Here is a 21,594-nt window from a genome sequence, read left to right on the forward strand (position 1 = left end):
CCGCTGCCGCTCCGACCGCTGCCGGCCCGGGGCCGGGTGGGCTAACGTCGCGACGGTGCAGCTCCCCGACGGTCTCGTCGCGGTGGTCAAGCGCGACTGCCCCACCTGCGTGCTGGTGGAGCCGGTGCTGCGCGGGCTCGGCGCCGCCGTGTGGTGCCAGGACGACGCCTCGTGGTTCGACGGCGACGACACCGACCTCGAGCTCTCCTACCGCCTGGAGGTCGAGACCGTCCCGACCCTGCTGCGGATCGAGGACGGGCGGGAGACGGCGCGGGTGGTCGGGTGGAGCCGGGAGCAGTGGGAGGCGCTGACCGGTGTGCCCGGGCTGGGGCCGGACCTGCCCGAGCACCGGCCCGGCTGCGGCTCCCTGTCGGTCGACCCCTTCCGGATCGACGCCCTCGAGGCCCGCTACGGCGGCACCGGGCTGCGCAGCCGGCGGGTCGAGCTCGCCGCGCTGGAGGACGAGCACGAGGCGCTGTTCGACCGGGGCTGGACCGACGGGCTGCCGGTCGTCCCGCCGACGCCCGAGCGGGTGCTGCGGATGCTGCGCGGCACCGTGCGCGACCCCGGCGAGGTGGTCGCCGTCGTGCCCCCGGACCTGGTCGAGTGCACGGTCGAGAAGGTCGCGGTGAACGCGGTGATGGCCGGCTGCCTGCCGGAGCACCTGCCGGTGGTCCTGGCCGCGCTCGAGGCGGCGTGCGCGGAGGAGTTCGCGCTGCACGGGCTGCTGGCCACGACGTACTTCGCCGGCCCGGTCGTGGTCGTCAACGGGCGGGTCGCGGCCCGGATCGGGATGAACAGCGGCGTCAACGCCCTCGGGCAGGGCAACCGCGCGAACGCCACGATCGGCCGGGCGCTGCAGCTGGTGGTGCGCAACGTCGGGGGCGGCCGTCCCGGCGAGGTCGACCGGGCGACGCTCGGCAACCCCGGCAAGTACACCTGCTGCTTCGCCGAGCGCGAGCACGACAGCCCGTTCCTGCCGCTGGCGGCCGAGCGCGGTGTGCCCGGCGACGCGGTGACCGTCGTCGCCGGCTCCGGCGTGCAGCCGGTGGTCGACCAGCTCAGCCGCGACCCCGGGTCGCTGGCCCGCAGCTTCGCGGCCTGCCTGCGGGTGAACGCGCACCCGAAGCTGCCGCTGGCCTTCGACGCGGTGCTCGTCGTCTCGCCCGAGCACGGGCGGGTGTTCCGCGAGGCCGGCTGGGACCGCGCCCGGCTGCTGGCCGAGCTGGAGGAGCTGCTCGCCCTGCCCGCGGCCGAGCTGGTCCGCGGGGCCGGCGGCATGGCCGAGGGCATCCCCGAGGACGCCGCCGCCGCGCTGGGCAGCCGGTCCCTGCCCAAGTTCCGGCCCGGCGGGTTGCTCGTGGTGCACGCCGGCGGCGACGCCGGGCTGTTCAGTGCCGTCCTCGGCGGTTGGGTGGCAGGCGAGACGGGGAGTGTCCCGGTGACCCGAGAGGTGGGCGCATGACGACCGTCCTGGACCCGACCGGCGAGCAGCGGGCGCCGTCCCGGGCCCCGCTGCCCCGCCCCGCCTCGCTGCGCGGCCGCACCGTCGGCCTGCTCGACATCAGCAAGGCGCGCGGGGACGTCGTCCTTGACCGCCTCGCCGAGCTGCTGCGCGAGGACGGTGCGACGGTGCGCCGCTACGCCAAGCCGACATTCGCCCGGACCGCCCCGGTCGACCTGCGACACGAGATCGCCGAGCAGTGCGAGGTCGTGATCGAGGCACTGGCCGACTAGGGCTCGTGCACGTCGTGCAGTGTGCACGACATCGCCGACCTCGAGCGCCGCGGCGTCGTGGGGGTGTTCCTCGCCAGCGAGGCGTTCGCCGACGCCGCCCGGCTCCAGGGTGAGGCGCTGGGCTTCCCCGCGCCCTGCGTCCTGGTCCCGCACCCCGTGCAGGACCGTACGGACGCCGAGCTGCGGGCCGTGGCCGACCGGGCGTACCCGGCGGTGCTCGCCGCCGTCACGGTGCGCCCGCCGCCGCCGGCACGGTAGGAAGGGCCGGTGAGCCGCATCAACGACGTCGGCGGGATGTCCGGTTTCCCGGCGATCGTCGAGGAGGCCGAGGAGCCGCCCTTCCACGCCGACTGGGAGGCCCACGTCCTCGCCCTCAACGGCGCGCTGATCAAGCGGGGCGTCTACAACCTCGACGAGTTCCGGGACGCCATCGAGCGGATGCCGCCGGAGGAGTACCTCGCCGCCTCCTACTACGAGCGCTGGTTCACCGCGATCACCACGCTGCTGGCGGAGAAGGGCGTGGCGTCCGCCGACGAGCTGGAACCGCCGCGTGGCTGAGCTCGCCCCCGGCGTGCGGGTGCGCACCCGTACGACCGACCCCGCCGGGCACACCCGCCTGCCCCGCTACGCGCGCGGCGCCGTCGGCGTGCTCGTGGAGGAGGCGGGCAGGCACCCGCTGGCCGACGACCGGGCCCGCGGCCGCGCCGGCGCCCCGCAGCAGGTGTGGCACGTGCAGTTCGCCGCCGCCGACCTGTTCGGCTCGGGGGACCACACGGTGACCGTGGAGCTGTGGGCCGACTACCTGACCCCGATCGAGGAGGACCCGTGAGCGGTGACCACCCCAGCTCGCTCGTCTCGGCGCGGGTGCGCCACGTGGAGGCCCTGCTGGAGAGCCGGGGCCTGCTCGACGACGGCGAGATCGACCGCCGGATCGACGAGTTCCTCGCCGGCGGCACACCGGCCAACGGCGCCCGGATCGCCGCCCGCGCCTGGGCGGACCCGGGCTTCGCCGACCGCCTGCTGGCCGACGCCAACAGCGCGATCCGCGAGCTCGGGCTGTCGATGGCCGGCGGCCTGCAGGAGCAGCGACTGAAGGTCGTCGCCAACACCGAGGCGGAGCACAACGTCGTGGTCTGCACGCTGTGCTCCTGCTACCCGATCGCGCTGCTGGGGCCCTCGCCCGGGTGGTACAAGAGCGAGGCCTACCGCTCGCGGGTGGTGCGCGACCCCCGCGGCGTGCTGCGCGAGTTCGGCCTCGAGCTGCCGGAGCGGACCCGCATCTCGGTGTGGGACGCCAGCGCCGAGTCGCGGTACATGGTGCTGCCGCGCCGTCCGGCCGGTACCGAGCAGCTCCCGGAGGAACGGCTCGCCGCCCTGGTCACCCGCAAGGGACTCATCGGCACCGCCCTCGTCTGATCGCGGGCCCTGGTCTGACCGCGGCCCGCCCCGCCGGCGTCAGGTCCGGGGCCGCCGCCCGATCTTCGACCCCAGCCAGGTGAGGGGGTCGTACCTGCGGTCCACCACCCGTTCCTTGAGCGGGATGATGCCGTTGTCGGTGAGGTGGATGCCCTCCGGGCAGACCTCGCTGCAGCACTTGGTGATGTTGCAGTAGCCGAGCCCGAACTCGTCCTGCGCGGCGTCCCGGCGGTCCAGGACGTCCAGCGGGTGCATGTCCAGCTCGGCCAGCCGGATGAGGAAGCGGGGTCCGGCGAAGGCCTCCTTGTTCTCCTCGTGGTCGCGGATGACGTGGCAGGTGTCCTGGCACAGCCAGCACTCGATGCACTTGCGGAACTCCTGCGACCGCTCGACGTCGACCTGCTGCACCCGGTGGTTGCCGTCGGCCTCCCGCGGCCGCGGGGTGAACGCCGGGATCCGCGCGGCCTTCTCGTAGTTGAACGACACGTCGGTGACCAGGTCGCGGATGACGGGGAACGTCCGCAGCGGGGTGACGGTCACCGTCTCGGCCTCACCGAACGTGCTCATCCGGGTCATGCACATCAGCCGCGGGCGCCCGTTGACCTCCGCGCTGCACGATCCGCACTTGCCGGCCTTGCAGTTCCACCGGACGGCGAGGTCGCCGGCCTGCGTGGCCTGCAGCCGGTGGATGACGTCGAGCACCACCTCCCCCTCGTTGACCGCCACGGTGAAGGTCTGCAGGTCCCCGCCGGAGGCGTCCCCCCGCCACACCCGGAACGTGGCGTCGTAGGTCATGCCGACTCCTCGAAGACCTCGGCGAGCTCCGGCGGCATCTGGGGCAGCGGTTGCCGGGTCAGCGCGACGGAGCCGTCAGCGGCGCGGGCGCAGACCAGGTTCGTCCTGGCCCACTCCGGGTCGGTGGCCGGGAAGTCGTCGCGGGTGTGCCCGCCCCGGCTCTCCTCCCGTGCCAGGGCGGCGCGGGCGATGCACTCGCTGACCAGGAGCATGTGCGGCAGGTCGAGGGCCAGGTGCCAGCCGGGGTTGTACTGCCGGTGTCCCTCGACCGACAGGTCGGCCACCCGCTGCCGGAGCGCGGCGATGCGCTCGAGTGCCTGCTCCATCTCCGGTGCGGTGCGGATGATGCCGACGAGGTCGTGCATCGTCTGCTGCAGGTCGTGCTGGACGGCGTAGGGGTTCTCGCCGCCCTCCCGCTCGAACGGCGCCAGGGCCGCCCGCGCGGCGTCGGCCAGCGCGTCGTCGGGGAGCGCGACCCGGCCCGTGCGCGTCCGGGCGTGCTCGGCGGCGGCGAGCCCGGCCCGGCGTCCGAACACCAGCAGGTCGGACAGCGAGTTGCCGCCGAGCCGGTTGGACCCGTGCATGCCGCCGGACACCTCGCCGGCCGCGAACAGGCCCGGCACGCGGGCCGCCTGGGTGTCGGGGTCGACCTCCACCCCGCCCATCACGTAGTGGCAGGTGGGCCCGACCTCCATCGCCTCGGCCGTGATGTCGACCTCGGCGAGCTCCCGGAACTGGTGGTACATCGAGGGCAGCCGCTTGCGGATGTAGTCCGCGGGACGGCGGGAGGCGATGTCGAGGAAGACCCCGCCGTGCGGGGTGCCGCGGCCGGCCTTGACCTCGCTGTTGATCGCGCGGGCGACCTCGTCACGAGGGAGCAGCTCAGGTGGGCGCCGGTTGTTCCTCTTGTCGTCGTACCAGCGGTCGGCCTCGTCCTCGGTCTCCGCGGTCTCCTTGCGGAAGAAGTCGGGGATGTAGTCGAACATGAAGCGGTTGCCCGCGGAGTTCCGGAGGACGCCGCCGTCACCGCGCACGCTCTCGGTGACGAGGATGCCGCGCACCGACGGCGGCCAGACCATCCCCGTCGGGTGGAACTGGACGAACTCCATGTTCACCAGCGTCGCGCCGGCCTGCAGAGCCAGGGAGTGCCCGTCGCCGGTGTACTCCCAGGAGTTCGAGGTGACCTTGTAGGACTTGCCGATGCCGCCGGTGGCGAGCACGACCGACGGCGCCTGCCAGGCGACGAAGCGCCCCGACTCGCGCCAGTACCCGAAGGCGCCGGTGATCCCCTCGTGGTCGGTCAGGAGCCGGGTGACCGTGCACTCCATGTACACGTCGATGCCGAGGGCCACCGTGCGCTGCTGCAGCGTCCGGATCAGTTCCAGGCCGGTGCGGTCACCGACGTGCGCGAGGCGGGCGTAGCGGTGCCCACCGAAGTCTCGCTGGCTGATCAGCCCGTCGGGCGTGCGGTCGAACAGGGCGCCCCAGTCCTCCAGCTCGCGGACCCGGTCCGGCGCCTCCTGGGCGTGCAGCTGGGCCATGCGCCAGTGGTTGAGCATCTTCCCCCCGCGCATGGTGTCGCGGAAGTGCACCCGCCAGTTGTCCTCGGGGTAGAGGTTGGCCATCGCCGCCGCGATGCCGCCCTCCGCCATGACCGTGTGCGCCTTGCCGAGCAGCGACTTGCACACGACGGCGGTGCGCGCTCCCGACTCGCAGGCCTCGATCGCGGCGCGCAGCCCCGCGCCTCCCGCCCCGACGACGACGACGTCGTACTCGTGCCTCTCGAGATCCATCAGAAGAACCTCAGGTCGGAGATCGTGTCGGTGGCGAGCAGCAGGACGTAGAAGTCGGCGAACGCGACGCCGAACAGCGAGATCCAGGCGTACCGCATGTGGTGGGCGTTCAGCCTCGAGACCAGCGTCCAGAACCGGTACCGCAGGGGGTGCCGGGAGAAGGAGTTGAGCCGGCCGCCGACGACGTGCCGGCACGAGTGGCACGACAGCGAGTACAGCCACAGGAGGGCGGCGTTCGCGAGCAGCACCAGCGTGCCGAGACCCATGTGCCCCCACGCCCCGGTCTCGTCGCGGAAGGCGAGGACGGCGTCGTAGGTGAGGACGACGTTGAACAGCAGCCCCAGGTAGAAGAAGTAGCGGTGCACGTTCTGCCCGATCAGCGGCAGCCGCGTCTCACCCGTGTACCGCCGGTGCGGCTCGGCCACCGCGCAGGCCGGTGGGGACAGCCAGAACGACCGGTAGTAGGCCTTCCGGTAGTAGTAGCAGGTCAGCCGGAAGCCCAGCGGCACGACCAGGATGTAGATCGCCGGCGAGATCCAGGCCGGCCCGGTGAACAGCTCCGGGAAGGTGTCGCCCTCGCAGGCCGTCGTGAGGCACGGCGAGTAGAACGGCGAGATGTAGGGCTCGGCGGAGTAGTGCGCGTTCTGGAAGGCCCGGAATGACGAGTAGACGACGAACAGCACCAGCGCCAGGACGGTGACCGCGGGCTGGACCCACCAGCGGTCGGTGCGCAGCGTCCGCGCCGCGATCGCCGCCCGTCGCGGAGCCGGCGCGCCGTTGCCGTGCCCGGGGGAGACCGACCCGGTCCCGCGTGGCGCGGTGGTGGTCACCGGCGCGTGCGGCCCGACCCGCCGATGCCCTCGTCGTCGCCGTCGCCGTAAACGGTCGCGAACGGCTCGTACGCCGCGCGGGCCCGCGCGCCGCACAGCAGGTCGATGTCGTCGCGCAGCCGCGCGACGTCGGCCCTCAGCCGCCGCGCGTCCACGGTGTCACCGAAGTGTCTGCTCAACGGTGCGCACGCCCGCTCGAGGGCGTCCACCGCTCCGCGAGCCGCCGCCACGTCCTGTTCCAGGGACATCGTCGCCTCCACACCATGCAGACGCCGCCGGGGGGACCGGGGGAGGAAGTCGACCACGGACGCGGAGCCGTGGAAAGGGGGCTGTGCGCCGGTACCCGGCCGTCGTGCGGGGAGGTGTCGTGGGCGCCGGGGCCGGGCACGTCCGGCACGGCGGCATCGCTGCTCGCCGGCACCGCCGGAGGACACGGAGCACCAGTTCCACGGAGGACCAGTCATGCAGCCAGACCCACGACCGGGCGAGGACGACGTCGACCGCGACGACGCGCAGGCGCTGTCGCGTGCCACCGGGGGCGGCGCCGGTGAGGGGCCCGACGCGGACACCACGACGGGCACGGGCTCCGCGGAGACCTTCGTCGGACGGGTGGCCGGCCAGGACGTCGGCTACGCGGGGGAGACCGGCGCGGAGCGGCGGGCGGCCGCGCTGCAGGAGGACGGGCAGCAGGAGGACTGAACGACGGGACGGTCCGTCGTCGTCAGCCCGTCGGGGGGTGACGGTCGTCCGGGAGGCCGGGGCGGCCGGCTCCCGCGTCGTCCGTGCCCGGCTCGTCGTCGTCGAAGCGGAGCGGTTCGGTCCGCCGCGGCATGGCCGTCACGGCGACCGCGATCACCACGGCGGTGACCGCCGTCGCGACGAACACACCGTGCGAGGCCGCGTGCAGGCTCTCCCGGGCGTACTGCGCCACGGCGCCGCCCTGGGAGAGGGCGGCGGTCGTGCTGTCGACGTCGGTGGGGACCTCGCCGTCCAGGCCGGCCGGCGGCGCGGCGAAGCGAGCGGCCAGCGTGGTGTTCGCGATCGCGCCGAACACCGCGGCGCCGACCGCCGACCCGATCGACCGGGAGAACATGTTCGTGGCGGTGACCACCCCGCGCCGGTCCCAGCCGACGACCGACTGCACCGCGACGATGAGCGGGGAGGACGAGAGCCCCAGGCCCGCGCCGGTGACGAACATCCACGCGCCCACCTGCCACAGCCGCGCGTGCTGCCCGAGCAGCGCCGTCCCCGTCGTCCCCAGGACGGCGAGGGCGACGCCGATGAGCGCGGTGTTCCGGAAGCCGATGCGCAGGTAGAGCCGGCCGGCCTGGCTGGCCGCGACCGGCCAGCCGAGGGTCAGCGCGGCGAGCGCGAAACCGGCCTCGAGCGCGCTGGCACCCAGCACGCTCTGCGCCCACGTCGGCAGGTAGGAGCTCAGCCCGATGAGCAGCGCGCCGAGCCCCAGCGCGGCCACGTTGCCGGTCAGCAGGATGCGGCGGCGCAGCACCCACAGCGGCAGCACCGGCTCCGCCGCGCGCCGCTCGACGACGGCGAAGGCGGCCAGCAGCACGACTGCCGTGGCGAGGACGGCGACCGAGGTGCCCGACCCCCACGCCCAGGCGCTGCCGCCCTCGAGCAGGCCCAGGATGAGCAGCGAGCAGCCGACCGAGAGGAGCACGGCGCCCGCGACGTCGAGCCGGTGCTGCCGGCGCTCGACCCGCTCGGTGAACCGGCGGGACAGCGCGACCAGCGCGAGCGCGCCCAGCGGCAGGTTGATCAGGAAGATCCAGCGCCAGGACAGGTAGTCGCTGAACACGCCGCCGAGCGTCGGGCCCAGCATCGAGGACACGCCCCACACCGACGCGAGGTAGCCCTGGACCCGCGCGCGCTCCTCGACGGTGTAGATGTCGCCGATGACGGTCATGCCGATCGGCTGGACGGCGCCGGCGCCGATCCCCTGCAGCGCCCGCCCGATCACGAGCGCCGGCATCGACCAGGCGAGGCCGCAGAACAGCGACGCGGCGACGAACACCGCGATGCCGAACAGCAGCACGGGCTTGCGGCCGTAGACGTCGGCGAGCTTGCCGTAGACGGGGACGGTCACCGCCTGGGTGAGCAGGTACACGCTGAACAGCCACGGGAACTGGCTGAAGCCGCCGAGGTCGTCGACGACGGCGGGGACGGCCGTCGCGATGATGGTGCTGTCCAGGGCGATGAGGGCGGTGCTGAGCATCACCGCTCCGAGCACGGGTCCGCGCTCGGAGCGCAGCCCGACCGACGCGCGGGTCACGGTGGTCACGCCGAGCACCAACCCCGGCCGCCGCGGCGCATTCCCGGGGCGCGGGGTGCCTCCCCGCGCGCGGCGCCGGCGGTCTCGGTCGCGCGGGCGGGAGCCGCCGAGCAGGATCGTCCCGGAGCGGTGCGCGGCGGGGCGGTGTCCGGCGGGAGGGGTGGCTCCGGGGATGGCGACGAGCGAGGTCGAGCTGCGGCGGCGGTGGTCGGCCGGACAGCCGTGCCACGGCCTGTGGAGCCTGCTGCCCGGCCCGGTGACCGGCGAGGTGCTCGCGCGGACCGGCCCCGACTTCGTCGTCGTGGACCTGCAGCACGGGGCCCTGGGCGAGGCCGGGCTGCCGGGCGTCGCGGCGGCGGTCACCGCGGCGGGCTCGGTGCCGCTGGTGCGGACCCGCAGCCCCGCCTTCGCCGACGTCGGCCGCCCGCTCGACCTGGGCGCCCGGGGCGTCGTCGTGCCCAACGTGCGCGACGCCGCGCACGCCCGGGAGGTCGTCGCCGCCTGCCGGTACGCCCCGGCCGGGAGCCGGTCGATCGGGCGGCTCTCCGGCGGCGCCGACCAGCCGCTGGTGGTGGTGATGGTGGAGTCCGCGACCGCGCTCGACGACCTCGACGCCGTCCTCGCCGTCGAGGGACTGGACGGGGTCTACGTCGGCCCGGGCGACCTGTCCCTGTCCCTGGGGCTGACCGGCGACGAGCGCCGCGGGGAGCTGCGCGGCGTGCTGTCCTCGATCGTCGCCCGCGCCCGGGCGGCCGGCGTGCCCGTCGGGGTGCACGCCTACAGCGGGGAGGAGGCCGCCGGGTACGCCGCCGAGGGCGCCACGATCGTCACGGTCGCCGTCGACGCCGTCGCTCTGGGCGAGGCCGTGACGCACCACCTGGGCGTCGCCCGCGGCCGGTCGGGACCGGACCGGCCCTGAGGGCCGGGTCCCGGACGCGGCCCGCGTCCGTGCGGCTCAGCCGTGCGACCCGACCCGCCGCAGCCACCGGCGGGTCGCCCCCACCACGGCGAGCGCCCAGGCGGCCAGCCCCGGCCAGAGCAGGACGTGCCCCAGGACGGCGAGCGCCGGCAGCCGGTCGGCCGCCGCGACGGCGGAGCTCGCCGCGGTCGTCATCCCCATCGGGAAGACCGTGGCCCACCGGCGGACGTCGTAGCGCGGGCGGGGCCAGCGCAGCTCGCAGCCCAGCAGGACCACGTAGCCGGCCACCGCGCCGGCCCAGAGGGCCAGGTCGAGCACGCGCAGCGGCGCCCGGACGCCGTCGGGCAGGCCGAGCCGGTCTCCCGCGAGCAGCAGCTGCGCCCCGGCCAGGCTGGCGATCGCCAGTGCTCCGGCGACCACCCAGTGGTCGCCGGCGCCGACGGCCAGCTGCCGCCAGTGGAAGCGGGCGACGACTCCGGCGTAGAGGAGGAGTCCGAGCAGGAACGCCGCGCAGCCGGCGACGACGGCCGCGCGGGCGCCGGTTGCCCCGCCCAGCGTCGCCGACAGCACGGCCAGCCCCTCCGTGGCGACGCAGACCAGGAAGCTCGCCCCGACCGTGGGGACCCGCCAGTGCCGCAGCACGAGCGGCAGCAGGACCAGCCACAGCAGCGCGGCGGCGGCCAGCAGCGCCCACGCGGCGGCCGTCCAGCCGAGGGCGGCGAACCGCCCGCCGACCACCGCGGTCGCCGCCACCCCGGTCAGCGAGGCCGGCGTGGCGGCGTCGGCGAGCCAGCCGGACCGGTCGGTGAGCAGCCGGCCGACCAGGGCAGCCCCCAGCACCAGCCCGGCGAGCACGGCCAGCACCAGCAGGACCCAGGACAGCGCCCCCAGGCCCGCGTACTGCGCCGCCGTCGACAGGATGCCGGTGCTCATCACCGCCGCCCCGCTGGTGGGCGGCAGGCCGACCGCCGGCCGCCGGCGTGGCGGCCGGGCCCGGTGCGCCGTTCCCCGGCGGTCGGACGGGCTCCCCACGGTCGCCTCCTCCCCGGACGGCCCCGCGCCGGCCGCTCCCGGCGCGGGGACCGCCGGTCAGCCCTGCCGGGGGCCGGGCTGCTCGGCGAACTCCCGGTAGGCGGCGAAGGCGCGGGGGCCGTAGACGGTGCCCGGCCCCCCGTTCATCGCGATGGCGACGCCGAGCGCCTCGGCGACCTCGGCCTCGGTGGCGCCGGTGCGGACGGCACCGCGGGCGTGCGAGGCGATGCACCCGTCGCACTGCTCGCTGACCGCGATGGCGAGCGCGATCAGCTCCTTGGTCTTCTCGTCCAGCGCGCCCGCGGCGTAGGCGGCGGCGTGCAGCCGGCGGTAGCCGTCGTAGACCTCGGGGATCGCACGGCGCAGCGCGCGCGCCGGCTCGCGGAGCTCGTCCTGGACGGCGTGGCCGTGGCTCATGACGGCATCGTGGCAGCGGCCGGCCGTGGGCGCTGGGCGGCGCCCGCTTCCCTGGGCGGGCCCGCAGGGTGGAGGCTGGGGCGGTCGCGCGGTCAGTGGCGGTCGCCGCACACGGACGAGAGGAACGGATGACGATGTCGCAGGAGAGCGGATCGGCCGGCGGGCCCGGCCTCGGCCCCATCACGCACGTGGCGCTGACCGTCCGCTCCCTCGACGTCAGCGTCCCCTGGTACCGGGCGCTCGTCGGGGCGGAGCCGGTGCTCGACGAGGACACCGGACCGTTCCGGCACGTCGTCTTCGCACTCGGCGGGACCCTGCTCGGCCTGCACGAGTTCCCCGAGGGGATCGAGGACCTGCCGCACTCGCCGCGCCGTCCCGGCCTGGACCACCTCGCGTTCGGCGTGCCCGACCGGCAGGGGCTCGACGCCTGGGCGGGGCGCCTGGAGGCCCTGGGCATCGCGCACGACGGGGTGGTGGACGCCGCCTACGGGTCGGGGTTGTCCTTCAAGGACCCCGACGGCCTGCCGCTGGAGCTCTTCGCCCCGCCGTCCGCCTGAGGTCCCGTCGGGGCCGTCGTCGGGACCGTCGTCGGGACTGCGGTCGTCGGGACTGCGGTCAGGACTGCGGTGCCATGCTGCCGGTGCGGACGAACCGGGCGTGCCAGCTCAGCGCCTCCTCGAGCAGGTGCGGGGTGTGCCGGCCGTAGGCGCCCTTGAGCGCCCGGTCCAGGTAGTCCTCCAGCAGCGGCCGGTAGTCCGGGTGCGCGCAGTTGTCGATCAGCAGCCGCGCCCGCTTGCGCGGGGCCAGCCCGCGCAGGTCGGCCAGCCCCTGCTCGGTGACGACGACGTGCACGTCGTGCTCGGTGTGGTCCACGTGCGACACCATCGGCACGATGCTGGAGATGGCGCCGCCCTTCGCCGTCGACGGGGTGACGAAGAAGGAGATGTAGGCGTTGCGGGCGAAGTCGCCGGAGCCGCCGATGCCGTTCTGGATGCGGCTGCCCATGAGGTGCGTGGAGTTGACGTTGCCGTAGATGTCGGCCTCGATGACGCCGTTCATGGCCAGCACGCCGAGGCGGCGCACGATCTCCGGGTGGTTGCTGATCTCCTGCGGGCGCAGCACGATCCGGTCGCGGTAGTCGGCCGCGTTGTCGTTGACGTCCGCGGCGGCGGCCTCGCTCAGGGAGAAGGCCGTGGCCGAGGCGACCGACATCCGCCCCGACTGCAGCAGCTCGAGCATGCCGTCCTGGATGACCTCGGTGTAGGCGGCGAGGTCCTCGAACGGCGACTGCGCCAGCTCGGCGAGGACCGCGTTGGCCACGTTGCCCACCCCGGACTGCAGGGGGAGCAGGCCCGGTGGCACGCGGCCGCGGCCCACCTCGTGCTCCAGGAACTCGATGAGGTGCCCGGCGATCCGCCGCGACGCCTCGTCGGGCGCCTTGAAGGGGCTGTTGCGGTCGGGGGCGTCGGTCTCGACGACCGCGACCACCTTCTCCGGCGGGCACCGCAGGTGCGGCACGCCGATCCGGTCGCCCGGGCGGGTCAGCGGGATGGGCCTGCGGTCGGGCGGGAGCGCGGTGCCGTAGTAGACGTCGTGCATGCCCTCGAGGGCCTCGCTCTGCCACGCGTTGACCTCGAGGACCACCGCGTCGGCCCGGTCCAGCCAGGTCTTGTTGTTGCCGATGGAGGACGAGGGCACCAGGTCGCCGTCCGCGGTGATCGCGCTGACCTCGACCAGCGCGACGTCGAGCGGGCCGAGGAAGCCCTCCCACGCCATCTGCGCGACGTGCGAGAGGTGCACGTCGATGTACTCCATCGTCCCGGCGTTGATCTTCTCGCGGCTCACCGGGTCGGACTGGTAGGGGAGCCGCAGCTCGATGCCGTCCGCGGCGGCGAGCGCGCCGTCGAGCTCCGGGGCGGTCGACGCGCCGGTCCACACGTTGATCCGGAACGGGGTGCCGGCGGCGTTGGCCTCCGCGATCCGCCGCGCCAGGGCGAGCGGGACCGCCTTGGGGTAGCCCGCCCCGGTGAAACCGCTCATGCCCACGGTCGACCCGGGGGTGATCAGGGCCGCGGCCTCCTCGGCCGGGACCACCTTCCGCCGCAGACCCGCGTGCCGGATGCGTCCTTCGCTCGTCATGGCCCGCGACCTCCCCGGGCGCCGGCGGGGTCGACGGGGTCCGGGCCGCCCGGCGCCTCGCCGGCGACGCTACCCGGACCCGTGCCGGGGCGGGCGGTGGAACGGGCCGGTCAGGAACCGCGGCCGCGGTCGAGGGCGGCGGCCAGCGCGGCGGTCCGGGCCCGGAGGAATGCGCGGGAGACCGCTGCCCCCGGCTCGACGTCGTCGAAGAGGTGGTACGCCCCGGGCACGACGTGCAGGGCGCAGTCGACCCCGGCCTGCGCCAGCCGCCGGGCGTAGGCCACGTCCTCGTCGTGGAACAGGTCGCAGGTACCCACGCCGATCCAGGCCGGCGGGAGACCGGACAGGTCCCGGGCGCGCGCCGGCGCCGCCAGCGCGGGGACCTCCGCGGTCGGCCGGGCCGGGCCGAGGTAGGACCGCCAGGCGAACCGGTTGCTGCGCTGGTTCCAGATCCGCACGCAGCGCTGGTCGAGGTCGGTGCGCGCCGCCGTCCGGTCGTCGAGCATCGGGTAGGAGAGCAGCTGCAGGACCGGTCGCACCCCGCCGTGCTCCCGGGTGTGCAGCGCCAGCGCGGCCGCCAGGCCGCCGCCGGCGCTGGCGCCCCCGAGCGCGATCCGCTCCGGGTCGACGAACGGCTGCCCCGCCAGCCACCGGAGCGCGGCGGCGCAGTCCTCCAGCGGGGTGGGGAAGGGGTGTTCCGGCGCGAGCCGGTACTCCACGGAGGCGACCGCGATGCCCAGCCCGTCGGCGAGGCGGCGGCAGGCGCGGTCGTCCTGGCGGGCGGTGCCGATGACCAGCCCCCCGCTGTGCATCCACAGCAGTGCCGGCGTCCGGGGGCCGGCCGACGCCGGGCGGAACAGGCGCACCGACACCCCCGGCGCGACCGGTACCGCCACCGCGCCCTGCTGCCGGCGGGCAGCGGCGAGCACCCGGGTTCCGAGTCGGACCGGCCGCAGGGTGCGCGGGCCCACCACGGTGCGGGGGACGAACCGCGCCGCGCGCAGATCGGGGTGGAAGGACGGCGTCGGCACGGAGCGCTCCCCCCGTGCGGGACGGTCCCCGGTCACGGCGTGCCGGTGAAGCCGGTCCGGTACGCCCAGACCACGGCCTGCGTGCGGTCCCGCACGCCCAGCTTGGCCAGGATGCTCTTGACGTGGGTCTTGACCGTCTCCGGCGAGATCCAGATGCGGCGGGCGATCTCGGCGTTCGACAGGCCCTCGGCCAGGGCGCGCAGCACCTCCGCCTCCCGCTCGGTCAGCTGCGCCGCCCGCGCCAGCCGGTCGCGGTCGGGCGGCCGCCGGCCGGCGTGCAGGGCCAGCAGCCGCCGGGTCACCGCCGGGGCGACCAGCGCATCGCCGGCGACGACCGTGCGGATCCCGTCGACGAGCTGCTCGGGCGTGGCGCGCTTGAGCAGGAAGCCGTCGGCGCCGGCGTCGAGGGCGTCGTCGACCACCTCGTCGAGGTCGAAGGTGGTGAGCACCAGCACCCGTGGGCGCCGCGGCCACGACACGATCTCGCGGGTCGCGCCGACCCCGTCGACGCCGGGCATGCGCACGTCCATGAGGACGACGTCGGGCTGCAGGTCCCGCGCGCGGCTGACCGCCTGCCGGCCGTCGGCGGCCTCCCCGACGACGTCGATGTCGTCCTCGGCGCCCAGCAGCGCCCGCAGCCCGCCGCGCACCAGGGCGTCGTCGTCGGCGAGCAGGACCCGGATCACGCCGTCACCGCCGAGGTGGCCGGCAGCACCGCCCGCACCCGGAACCCGCCCTCGACCGGGCCGGCCTCCAGCGAGCCGCCCTCCAGCCGGGCCCGCTCGCGCATGTTGACCAGCCCGCGCCCCGACACGGGCTCCTCGCACCGGGCGCCCTCGTTGAGGACGTCGGTCACGACCCGGTCGCCGTCCCGCGTGACCTCGACCCGGATCCGGCCGGCGGCCGTGTGCCGGACGGCGTTGGTCAGCGCCTCCTGCACGATCCGGTACAGCGCCCGTGCGGTGCTGTCCGGCAGCTCGACGCCGTCCATGCTGAGCTCCACCGGGCGCCCGGTCGACCGGATCCGGCCGGCCAGTTCCTCCAGGTCCGCCATCGTCGGTGCGAACGGCACGGCGTGTCGGTTGCCCTCGTCGGGCTGCAGCACCCGGAGCAGCCGGTCGAGCTCCTCCAGCGCGCCGCGGCCCATGGTCTCGATGCCGCTCAGCGCCTCCTGCGCGAAGGCGGGGTTCTCGCCGAACACCCGCCGCCCCACCCCGGCCTGCAGGACCATGACGTTGACCGTGTGCCCGAGCGAGTCGTGCAGCTCGCGGGCCAGCCGGGTGCGCTCCTGCGCGAGCAGCCGCTCGGCCACCAGCGCCCGCCGGTCGTTCTCGTCCGCCCGCCGCGCCTCCGCCGCCGCGGCCCGCGCCCGCCGCCTGCTCAGTTCCCCCGCGACGGTCGCGAACAGGAACAGCACGGCGATGGCCGGCAGCTCGGCGACCGGGGTGCCGCGGTCGAACGCCACGTAGCCGGCGAGGGCCAGGACCGTTCCCGCGGCGGCCGCCGCACGCAGCCGGCGCCCCCCGACCGCGTAGCAGGTGAACAGGGCCATCCACAGCGGGAACTGGACCGGCCCGACGATGTGCCCGGCCGCCGCGTTGGCCACGACGAGGAGGCCGGTCACCGACACCGCGGCCAGCGGTGCGACCTGGCGCCAGAGCAGCCCGGCCGCCGCGACCGCGGCGAGGAGGAGCGCGGGGACGCCGGCCGGCCGGTACGGGGGGCCGGCGGTGTCGGCCAGGACCCACGCGGCCGAGGCCACCGCCATGGCGCCGGCGAGCCACACGTCGGTCCGGGCAGGCACCCACGGACGGCGGCGCCGGGGTGTACGGCCGGTCGGGGCAGGTGGCGACACCTCCCATCGTGCCTCGCGGGGCCCGCCGCGGCGACACCCCGCGGGAGTCGTCGTGGCTGCCTCGCGCGAGGGAGGCGGCGCAGGAGGCGGGGGAGGAGCCGGCCCCTGGAGTCCACCCGCGGGAGAGCGGACCCCGACCCCCGCGGGGCTCGTGGACGGCGTCCGCCCGCCGCGAACCTGGGACCCCGCAGACCGCCGGCCCGGCCCGGCACGGCAGCACCGGAGACCCCCATGACAGGGAACGAGCAGCGGACGGCCCGGCGAGGGAGCAGGCGGCGACCGAGGGGAGGGGCCGGGCGGCGGGTCGCCTACGGGTTCCTCTCCCTGACCGCGGTGGCGGTCGTCGTCCTGTTCGTGACGCCGTACCTGGTGTCGGCGTCGGGGAACCTCGCCCCCCACTACGCCGAGCAGGGGAGCGCCGTCTCCCTGGTGTTCCTGGTGCACGTCGTCACCGGCGGCCTGGCACTGCTGCTGGCCCCGCTGCAGATCGCGGCGCGGGTGCGGGCACGGTGGCCGCGGCTGCACCGGGTGGCCGGCCGGGTCGTGCTCGGCGCGATCGCGGTCGCCGGGTGCACCAGCGTGGCCATCGCCCCGTTCACCACGGGCGGAGCGGTGGTGGGCGTCGGGTTCGGCACCACCGGGATCGTGTGGCTGGTCTGCGCGGCGGCGGCGTACCGGGCGATCCGGCGCCGGGACGTCGCCGGGCACCGGCGCTGGGCGGTCCGGACCTTCGCCCTGACCTACACCGCCGTCACGCTGCGGTTGCTGAACGTGCCCCTGACCGCCCTCTTGGTCGTCCTGGGCACGGACGTCGGCGTCGCGGCCGACCGCGCCTACGCCACGCTCGCGCTGGTGTCCTGGGTGGTCGACCTCGCCGTCGCCGAGTGGTACCTGGGGACCCGGCGGCGCCGCGCTGCGAGCCGGCACCGCCGTCCCGCGTCGCAGCGCCTTGTGACCGCCGGCGCGGCGGCCGAGCCGGAGGGGGCGGCGTGAGCCTCCTCGCGGTCGGCGTCAGCCACCGGACCGCCCCGATCGAGGTGCTCGAGCGGTGCGCGATGGCCGGCGGCGACGTGGCCGCGGCGCTGCACCGACTGGTCGCCCGGAACTCCGTCCGCGAGGCGCTGGTGCTGGCCACCTGCAACCGGGTCGAGGTCCTCGCCGAGGTCGACGGCTGCCACGGCGGCGTGGCCGACGTGAGCCGGGTGCTGGCCCGCTCCGCCGGGGTGGTGGTGGAGGAACTCTCCCCGTACCTGACCGTGCACCGCGGGGACCGGGCGGTCGCCCACCTGTTCGCCGTCGCCGCGGGCCTGGACTCGATGGTCGTGGGCGAGCCGCAGGTGCTGGGCCAGCTGCGCGCGGCGTACGCGCTGGCGCAGGAGGAGGGCACGGTCGGCCGCGCGCTGCACCCGGTGGCCCAGCGGGCGCTGCGCGTGGGCAAGCGGGTGCGCTCCGAGACCGGCATCGACCGGGCCGGCCCCTCCCTGGTGGCGGTCGCCCTGGACCGCGCCGAGGACTGCACCGGTCCCCTCCGCGGCCGCTCGGCGCTGGTGGTGGGCGCCGGGTCGATGGGGGCACTGGCGGCCACCGCCCTGGCCCGCCGGGGTGCCGCGGTGACGGTCAGCAGCCGGACGACGGCCTCGGCGCGGCGGCTGGCCGGACGGGTCGGCGGCCGCGCCGCCGACCCGGCCGACCTGCCCCGCGAGGTGGCCGCCGCCGATGTCCTGCTCACCTGCACCGGGGCCCCCGGCCCGGTCCTGGGTGCCGGGGTGGTCTCCCGCGCCGTGAGCGGCCGGCCGGACCGTCCGCTGGTCGTCGTCGACCTGGCACTGCCCCGCGACGTCGACCCGGCCGTCGCGGCGCTGCCCGCCGTCCACGTCGTGGACCTCGCCCTGCTGCAGCGCGAGGCGAGGGCAGGCGGCGGGGCCGCGGCGGCCGACGCCGTCGCCGCCGCGCGGGCCCTGGTCGAGGCCGAGGCGGCGCGGCTGGCCGGCCGGCACCGACGCTCCCCGGCCCGGCAGGACCGGGCGCCCGTCCCGTCCCGGCCGACCGACCCCCGTCCTCCCGGAGACCCGCGATGACCACCCTGCCCACTCCCACCCACCCGCCGCCGCGCGAGCACCCGGCGTCCCGGGCGCCACCCGGTGCCCACCGCCCGCTGCCGGAGCCCGGATACTCGTCGTCGACGTGGTCCACCACCCGGACCGGGGCCTGCGTGCCCCACCCGACCGGGACCCCGCCCCGCCCGCCGAGCCCGGCCGGCGGCGCGAGGTCGGGCGCGCGGCTGCCCGGTCCTGCCGACGAGGAGAACGACCCGTGCCGAGAGCCCTGCTGCTGGAGAACATCGACGCGGTGGCGGCCGACCTCCTCGGCTCGGCCGGCTACGAGGTCGAGTCGCTGCGGGGAGCGCTGGACGAGGCCGACCTGATCGCCGCCCTCGACGGCGTCGACGTCCTGGGCATCCGCTCGAAGACCCAGGTGACCGCCGACGTCGTCCGCCACCGTCCCGGCCTGGCGGCGGTGGGGGCCTTCTGCATCGGCACCAACCAGATCGACCTCGCCGCGGCCGCCACCGCCGGGGTGGCGGTGTTCAACGCGCCGTACTCCAACACCCGCAGCGTGGTGGAGATGGCCATCGCCGAGATCATCATCCTGGCCCGGCGGCTGGTCGACCGGGACCGCGCGCTGCACGCCGGGACGTGGGACAAGTCGGCGGCCGGCAGCCACGAGATCCGCGGGCGGACGCTGGGCATCGTCGGCTACGGCAACATCGGCAGCCAGCTGTCGGTGCTCGCCGAGGCGCTGGGCATGCGGGTCCTCTTCTACGACCTCGAGGACAAGCTCGCGCTGGGCAACGCGCAGGCCTGCGGCAGCCTGGAGGAGCTGCTCGAGCGGGCCGAGACGGTGACCCTGCACGTCGACGGGCGGGCCGGCAACGCCGGGCTCTTCGGCGCCGAGCAGTTCGCCCGGATGCGCCGCCGCAGCCTGTTCCTCAACCTCTCCCGCGGGTTCGTCGTCGACCACGAGGCGCTGCGCGAGAACGTGCTGTCCGGCCACATCGCCGGCGCGGCCGTCGACGTGTTCCCCCACGAGCCACGCGAGCAGGGCGACCCGTTCACCTCGGCGCTGCGCGGGCTGCCCAACGTCATCCTCACCCCGCACGTCGGCGGGTCGACCCAGGAGGCCCAGCACGACATCGGGCGGTTCGTCGCCGGCAAGCTCGCCGACTACACCGTCTCCGGGACGACGACGCTGAGCGTCAACCTGCCCACCGTGGCCCTGCACGGTTCCTCCGCGGCCCGGTTCGCGCTGCTGCACCGCAACGTGCCCGGTGTCCTCGCCCGCGCCGACGCGCTGGTCGGCGAGCACGGGCTCAACGTGGACGGCCAGGTGCTGGCCACCCGCGGCGAGCTCGGCTACGCGGTCACCGACGTCAGCGCGACGCCGCCGGAGGAGCTGCTGGCCGCGCTGCGGGCGCTCCCGGAGACCGTCCGCCTGACGGTGCTGCCCCCTCCCGCCGGCTGACCCCGGGGGGGGGGGGGGGGGGCGTCCGGCGGTTCCGCGGGCCCGGGCCGGTGGCGCGGCAGCGGTGACACGGACATGACGATCCGGTGACGCGTCCGGCCTAGCCTCGGACCCGACGACCCGCACCCGGGGGTGCGCGCGGAGCGCGGCACCGGGGCGGCGGGCTCGGCCCTCCGCCGGGACGAGGAGGAGACCATCAGCGAGACACCGCTGGAGGACGTGCCCGGCGCGACCGCCGAGGACACCAGCCGGCTCGGCGAGGTGTGGATCACCAGCGCCGAGCAGCTGGTCGCCGTCGCCGCGACGACCGGCGGCATCCCCTCCCTCGCCCAGCAGCTGCAGACGAGCGAGGACCGGGTGCGGCAGCTCGTCGAGAACGCCCGCGCCACGCTGACCCCCGAGGCGCGCGACGACCTCGACCGACCCGTCGACGCGGGCGAGTACGGCCTCGGGGTCCTCCCGCCCCGGTCCCGGGACGAGGAGCACGACGGGGGCTGACCCCGGCGCGGCGGGTCCCGCTCCCGCCCACCCGGTGCGCTCCCGCCACCCCCGTGGGCGACCACCGGTGGAGGAGGAGCGATGTCATCAGGAGCGAGTGACGCGACAGGGAGCGGCGACGCCGCGGTCTCCGGGTTCGGTGCGCACCTGCTCGTCGCCTCCGCCGTCGCCGCGGGCCGGTCGGCGACGGCGGTGACGGCGCTGACCGGGCTGGGGATCGAGGACGCCGAGCAGCTGGTCGCCGTGTCCGCCGTCCCCGGTCTCGAGGGCGACCTGCGGCAGGCCCTGGGGGTGGACGACGAGGCCTGGCGGGCGCTGCTCGACTCGGCGCGCGCCGCGGTGCCGGCCGAGCGGGCCGAGCTGCTGAGCCGGCCGACCACCGTGGCCGACCTGGGTCTCGGCGTCCGGGAACCGACCCCCGAGATCGTCGCGGCGGCCGAGGCCAGCGCCGCCGGCGCGGCCCGCTCCGCGGTCCCGGCCGCTGCGCCGCCCTCGGCGGTCAACCTGATCCCCTTCCTGCCCCCCATCCGGAACCAGGCCTCCCGCGGCACCTGCGTCTCCTTCACCCTGACCGCGCTCAACGAGTACGTCCTCCGCCGGCGTGGCCAGGACGAGGACCTCTCCGAGCAGCACCTGTACGACGAGATCAAGCGCGTCGACGGCGCTCCGGACGGCTGCGGCACCTGGCAGTCCAAGGCCGTCCTGGCGCTCCGCGACCGGGGTCAGTGCCGCGAGGCGGTGTGGCCGTACGACCCGAACCCCCCGTGCAACAACCACGGGACGCGGCCGGCGCAGGCGCGACCCGACGGCCTGCGCCACCGCCTCGTGACCCACGCCGTGGCCACGCGGGTCGTGGCCGCCTACAAGGCCGAGCTCGCCCGGCAGCGTCCGGTGACCCTGTCCATCCCGGTCTACGACAGCTGGTACCGCAGCGCGGAGACCCGCCGCTCCGGACGCATCACCATGCGCCTGGGGAACGAGGCGTCGGTCGGCGGGCACGCCGTGTGCCTCGTCGGCCACCAGGACACGGCGAGCGGTCCCGGCGGCGGCTACTTCCTCGTCCGCAACAGCTGGAGCACCAGCTGGGCCGCCCAGTCCCCCTACGGGCCGGGCTACGGGACGATCCCGTACCAGTACGTCGCGAACGAGGCCTGGGAGGCCTACTCGGCGGCCGTGCCCGGGGTCGGCGGCGCCGGTGAGGAGGCCGACGCGGACGAGCGGGCCGCGGGCGGGACGGGCACGTCCGTCGTCATCGACGTCGGTCCCCACGTCAGGATCCGGATCGAGTCGAACTGAGCCGTCGGCCGCCGCGGACGGGGG

Annotated in this window: 23 protein-coding genes and 1 pseudogene; 13 read left to right on the top strand and 11 right to left on the bottom strand. The window is 75.8% G+C overall.

Annotated features, from left to right (window positions below; translation table 11 throughout):
• The first annotated feature begins 55 nt into the window (after positions 1-55).
• The 5 genes and pseudogenes from ACWIZO_RS19370 (at position 56) to ACWIZO_RS19390 (ending at position 3,153) form a co-directional block, all read left to right on the top strand.
• The gene (locus tag ACWIZO_RS19370; protein WP_448639273.1) at positions 56-1,465 is read left to right on the top strand and encodes a thioredoxin family protein; all 1,410 of its coding nucleotides are present in this window, start codon (positions 56-58) and stop codon (positions 1,463-1,465) included.
• A pseudogene (locus ACWIZO_RS19375) lies at positions 1,462-1,995 on the top strand (UGSC family (seleno)protein). The gene ACWIZO_RS19370 and the pseudogene ACWIZO_RS19375 overlap by 4 nt, the downstream one beginning before the upstream one ends.
• 9 nt (positions 1,996-2,004) lie before the next feature.
• A complete protein-coding gene (locus tag ACWIZO_RS19380) occupies positions 2,005-2,295 on the top strand; it encodes a hypothetical protein (RefSeq protein ID WP_448639274.1) in 291 nt (96 codons plus the stop codon).
• Entirely contained in the window at positions 2,288-2,566 is a 279-nt protein-coding gene (locus ACWIZO_RS19385) for an SH3-like domain-containing protein (protein WP_448639275.1), read from the top strand. The genes ACWIZO_RS19380 and ACWIZO_RS19385 overlap by 8 nt, the downstream gene beginning before the upstream one ends.
• Positions 2,563-3,153 (top strand): nitrile hydratase subunit alpha, encoded by a 591-nt coding sequence (locus ACWIZO_RS19390; protein WP_448639276.1) that lies wholly within the window; start codon positions 2,563-2,565, stop codon positions 3,151-3,153. The genes ACWIZO_RS19385 and ACWIZO_RS19390 overlap by 4 nt, the downstream gene beginning before the upstream one ends.
• Positions 3,154-3,192: 39 nt before the next feature.
• Here the strand turns inward: ACWIZO_RS19390 and ACWIZO_RS19395 are convergent, their stop codons facing one another.
• Genes ACWIZO_RS19395 through ACWIZO_RS19410 form a run of 4 tightly spaced genes read right to left on the bottom strand, consistent with a single transcriptional unit; the run spans position 3,193 to position 6,819 of the window.
• The gene (locus ACWIZO_RS19395) at positions 3,193-3,948 is read right to left on the bottom strand and encodes a succinate dehydrogenase/fumarate reductase iron-sulfur subunit (RefSeq protein ID WP_448639277.1); all 756 of its coding nucleotides are present in this window, start codon (positions 3,946-3,948) and stop codon (positions 3,193-3,195) included.
• Entirely contained in the window at positions 3,945-5,741 is a 1,797-nt protein-coding gene (locus tag ACWIZO_RS19400) for a fumarate reductase/succinate dehydrogenase flavoprotein subunit (protein WP_448639278.1), read from the bottom strand. The genes ACWIZO_RS19395 and ACWIZO_RS19400 overlap by 4 nt, the downstream gene beginning before the upstream one ends.
• Positions 5,741-6,571 (bottom strand): hypothetical protein, encoded by an 831-nt coding sequence (locus ACWIZO_RS19405; protein ID WP_448639279.1) that lies wholly within the window; start codon positions 6,569-6,571, stop codon positions 5,741-5,743. The genes ACWIZO_RS19400 and ACWIZO_RS19405 overlap by 1 nt, the downstream gene beginning before the upstream one ends.
• The gene (locus tag ACWIZO_RS19410) at positions 6,568-6,819 is read right to left on the bottom strand and encodes a hypothetical protein (protein WP_446760412.1); all 252 of its coding nucleotides are present in this window, start codon (positions 6,817-6,819) and stop codon (positions 6,568-6,570) included. Before ACWIZO_RS19410 ends, ACWIZO_RS19405 begins: the two co-directional genes overlap by 4 nt.
• Before the next feature lie 214 nt (positions 6,820-7,033).
• Between ACWIZO_RS19410 and ACWIZO_RS19415 the strand changes: the two genes are divergently transcribed.
• Positions 7,034-7,270 (top strand): hypothetical protein, encoded by a 237-nt coding sequence (locus ACWIZO_RS19415; RefSeq protein ID WP_448639280.1) that lies wholly within the window; start codon positions 7,034-7,036, stop codon positions 7,268-7,270.
• A 22-nt stretch (positions 7,271-7,292) separates the two neighbouring features.
• Here ACWIZO_RS19415 and ACWIZO_RS19420 read toward each other — a convergent pair whose 3' ends face one another.
• Positions 7,293-8,870: an MDR family MFS transporter gene (locus ACWIZO_RS19420; protein ID WP_448639281.1), complete on the bottom strand. Its 1,578-nt coding sequence runs from the start codon at positions 8,868-8,870 to the stop codon at positions 7,293-7,295.
• 163 nt (positions 8,871-9,033) lie between these two features.
• Between ACWIZO_RS19420 and ACWIZO_RS19425 the strand changes: the two genes are divergently transcribed.
• Positions 9,034-9,780 (top strand): HpcH/HpaI aldolase family protein, encoded by a 747-nt coding sequence (locus tag ACWIZO_RS19425; protein ID WP_448639282.1) that lies wholly within the window; start codon positions 9,034-9,036, stop codon positions 9,778-9,780.
• 36 nt (positions 9,781-9,816) lie between these two features.
• Here ACWIZO_RS19425 and ACWIZO_RS19430 read toward each other — a convergent pair whose 3' ends face one another.
• Positions 9,817-10,812: a tellurite resistance/C4-dicarboxylate transporter family protein gene (locus ACWIZO_RS19430; RefSeq protein ID WP_448639283.1), complete on the bottom strand. Its 996-nt coding sequence runs from the start codon at positions 10,810-10,812 to the stop codon at positions 9,817-9,819.
• A gap of 57 nt (positions 10,813-10,869) precedes the next feature.
• Positions 10,870-11,229, bottom strand: coding sequence for a carboxymuconolactone decarboxylase family protein (locus ACWIZO_RS19435; protein WP_448639284.1), 360 nt, complete (start codon positions 11,227-11,229; stop codon positions 10,870-10,872).
• 128 nt (positions 11,230-11,357) lie between these two features.
• Here ACWIZO_RS19435 and ACWIZO_RS19440 point away from each other — a divergent pair, with 128 nt between their 5' ends.
• The gene (locus tag ACWIZO_RS19440) at positions 11,358-11,786 is read left to right on the top strand and encodes a VOC family protein (protein WP_448639285.1); all 429 of its coding nucleotides are present in this window, start codon (positions 11,358-11,360) and stop codon (positions 11,784-11,786) included.
• Positions 11,787-11,844: 58 nt separating this feature from the next.
• Here the strand turns inward: ACWIZO_RS19440 and ACWIZO_RS19445 are convergent, their stop codons facing one another.
• The 4 genes from ACWIZO_RS19445 to ACWIZO_RS19460 form a co-directional block, all read right to left on the bottom strand.
• A complete protein-coding gene (locus ACWIZO_RS19445) occupies positions 11,845-13,368 on the bottom strand; it encodes an acetyl-CoA hydrolase/transferase family protein (protein ID WP_448639286.1) in 1,524 nt (507 codons plus the stop codon).
• A 110-nt stretch (positions 13,369-13,478) separates the two neighbouring features.
• Positions 13,479-14,399 carry an alpha/beta hydrolase gene (locus tag ACWIZO_RS19450; protein WP_448639287.1) on the bottom strand — a complete coding sequence of 307 codons (921 nt, stop codon included), beginning with the start codon at positions 14,397-14,399 and terminating at the stop codon, positions 13,479-13,481.
• Positions 14,400-14,431: 32 nt separating this feature from the next.
• Positions 14,432-15,085 carry a response regulator gene (locus ACWIZO_RS19455; RefSeq protein WP_448639288.1) on the bottom strand — a complete coding sequence of 218 codons (654 nt, stop codon included), beginning with the start codon at positions 15,083-15,085 and terminating at the stop codon, positions 14,432-14,434.
• Positions 15,082-16,203 carry a sensor histidine kinase gene (locus ACWIZO_RS19460; RefSeq protein ID WP_448639289.1) on the bottom strand — a complete coding sequence of 374 codons (1,122 nt, stop codon included), beginning with the start codon at positions 16,201-16,203 and terminating at the stop codon, positions 15,082-15,084. The genes ACWIZO_RS19455 and ACWIZO_RS19460 overlap by 4 nt, the downstream gene beginning before the upstream one ends.
• Positions 16,204-16,485: 282 nt before the next feature.
• Here ACWIZO_RS19460 and ACWIZO_RS19465 point away from each other — a divergent pair, with 282 nt between their 5' ends.
• The 5 genes from ACWIZO_RS19465 to ACWIZO_RS19485 all read left to right on the top strand — a co-directional run bounded on the left by ACWIZO_RS19465 (position 16,486) and on the right by ACWIZO_RS19485 (position 21,570).
• Positions 16,486-17,247, top strand: coding sequence for a DUF2306 domain-containing protein (locus ACWIZO_RS19465; protein WP_448639290.1), 762 nt, complete (start codon positions 16,486-16,488; stop codon positions 17,245-17,247).
• Positions 17,244-18,332: a glutamyl-tRNA reductase gene (hemA, locus tag ACWIZO_RS19470; protein ID WP_448639291.1), complete on the top strand. Its 1,089-nt coding sequence runs from the start codon at positions 17,244-17,246 to the stop codon at positions 18,330-18,332. The genes ACWIZO_RS19465 and hemA overlap by 4 nt, the downstream gene beginning before the upstream one ends.
• A gap of 235 nt (positions 18,333-18,567) precedes the next feature.
• Positions 18,568-19,776, top strand: a complete 1,209-nt coding sequence (gene serA / locus ACWIZO_RS19475; RefSeq protein ID WP_448639292.1) for a phosphoglycerate dehydrogenase — start codon at positions 18,568-18,570, stop codon at positions 19,774-19,776.
• Between the two features lie 132 nt (positions 19,777-19,908).
• On the top strand, positions 19,909-20,274 hold the full coding sequence (locus ACWIZO_RS19480; RefSeq protein WP_448639293.1) for a hypothetical protein: 366 nt from the start codon (positions 19,909-19,911) through the stop codon (positions 20,272-20,274).
• An 81-nt stretch (positions 20,275-20,355) separates the two neighbouring features.
• The gene (locus ACWIZO_RS19485) at positions 20,356-21,570 is read left to right on the top strand and encodes a C1 family peptidase (protein ID WP_448639294.1); all 1,215 of its coding nucleotides are present in this window, start codon (positions 20,356-20,358) and stop codon (positions 21,568-21,570) included.
• Positions 21,571-21,594: the final 24 nt, after the last annotated feature.

Source organism: Geodermatophilus sp. URMC 63 (assembly GCF_053502565.1).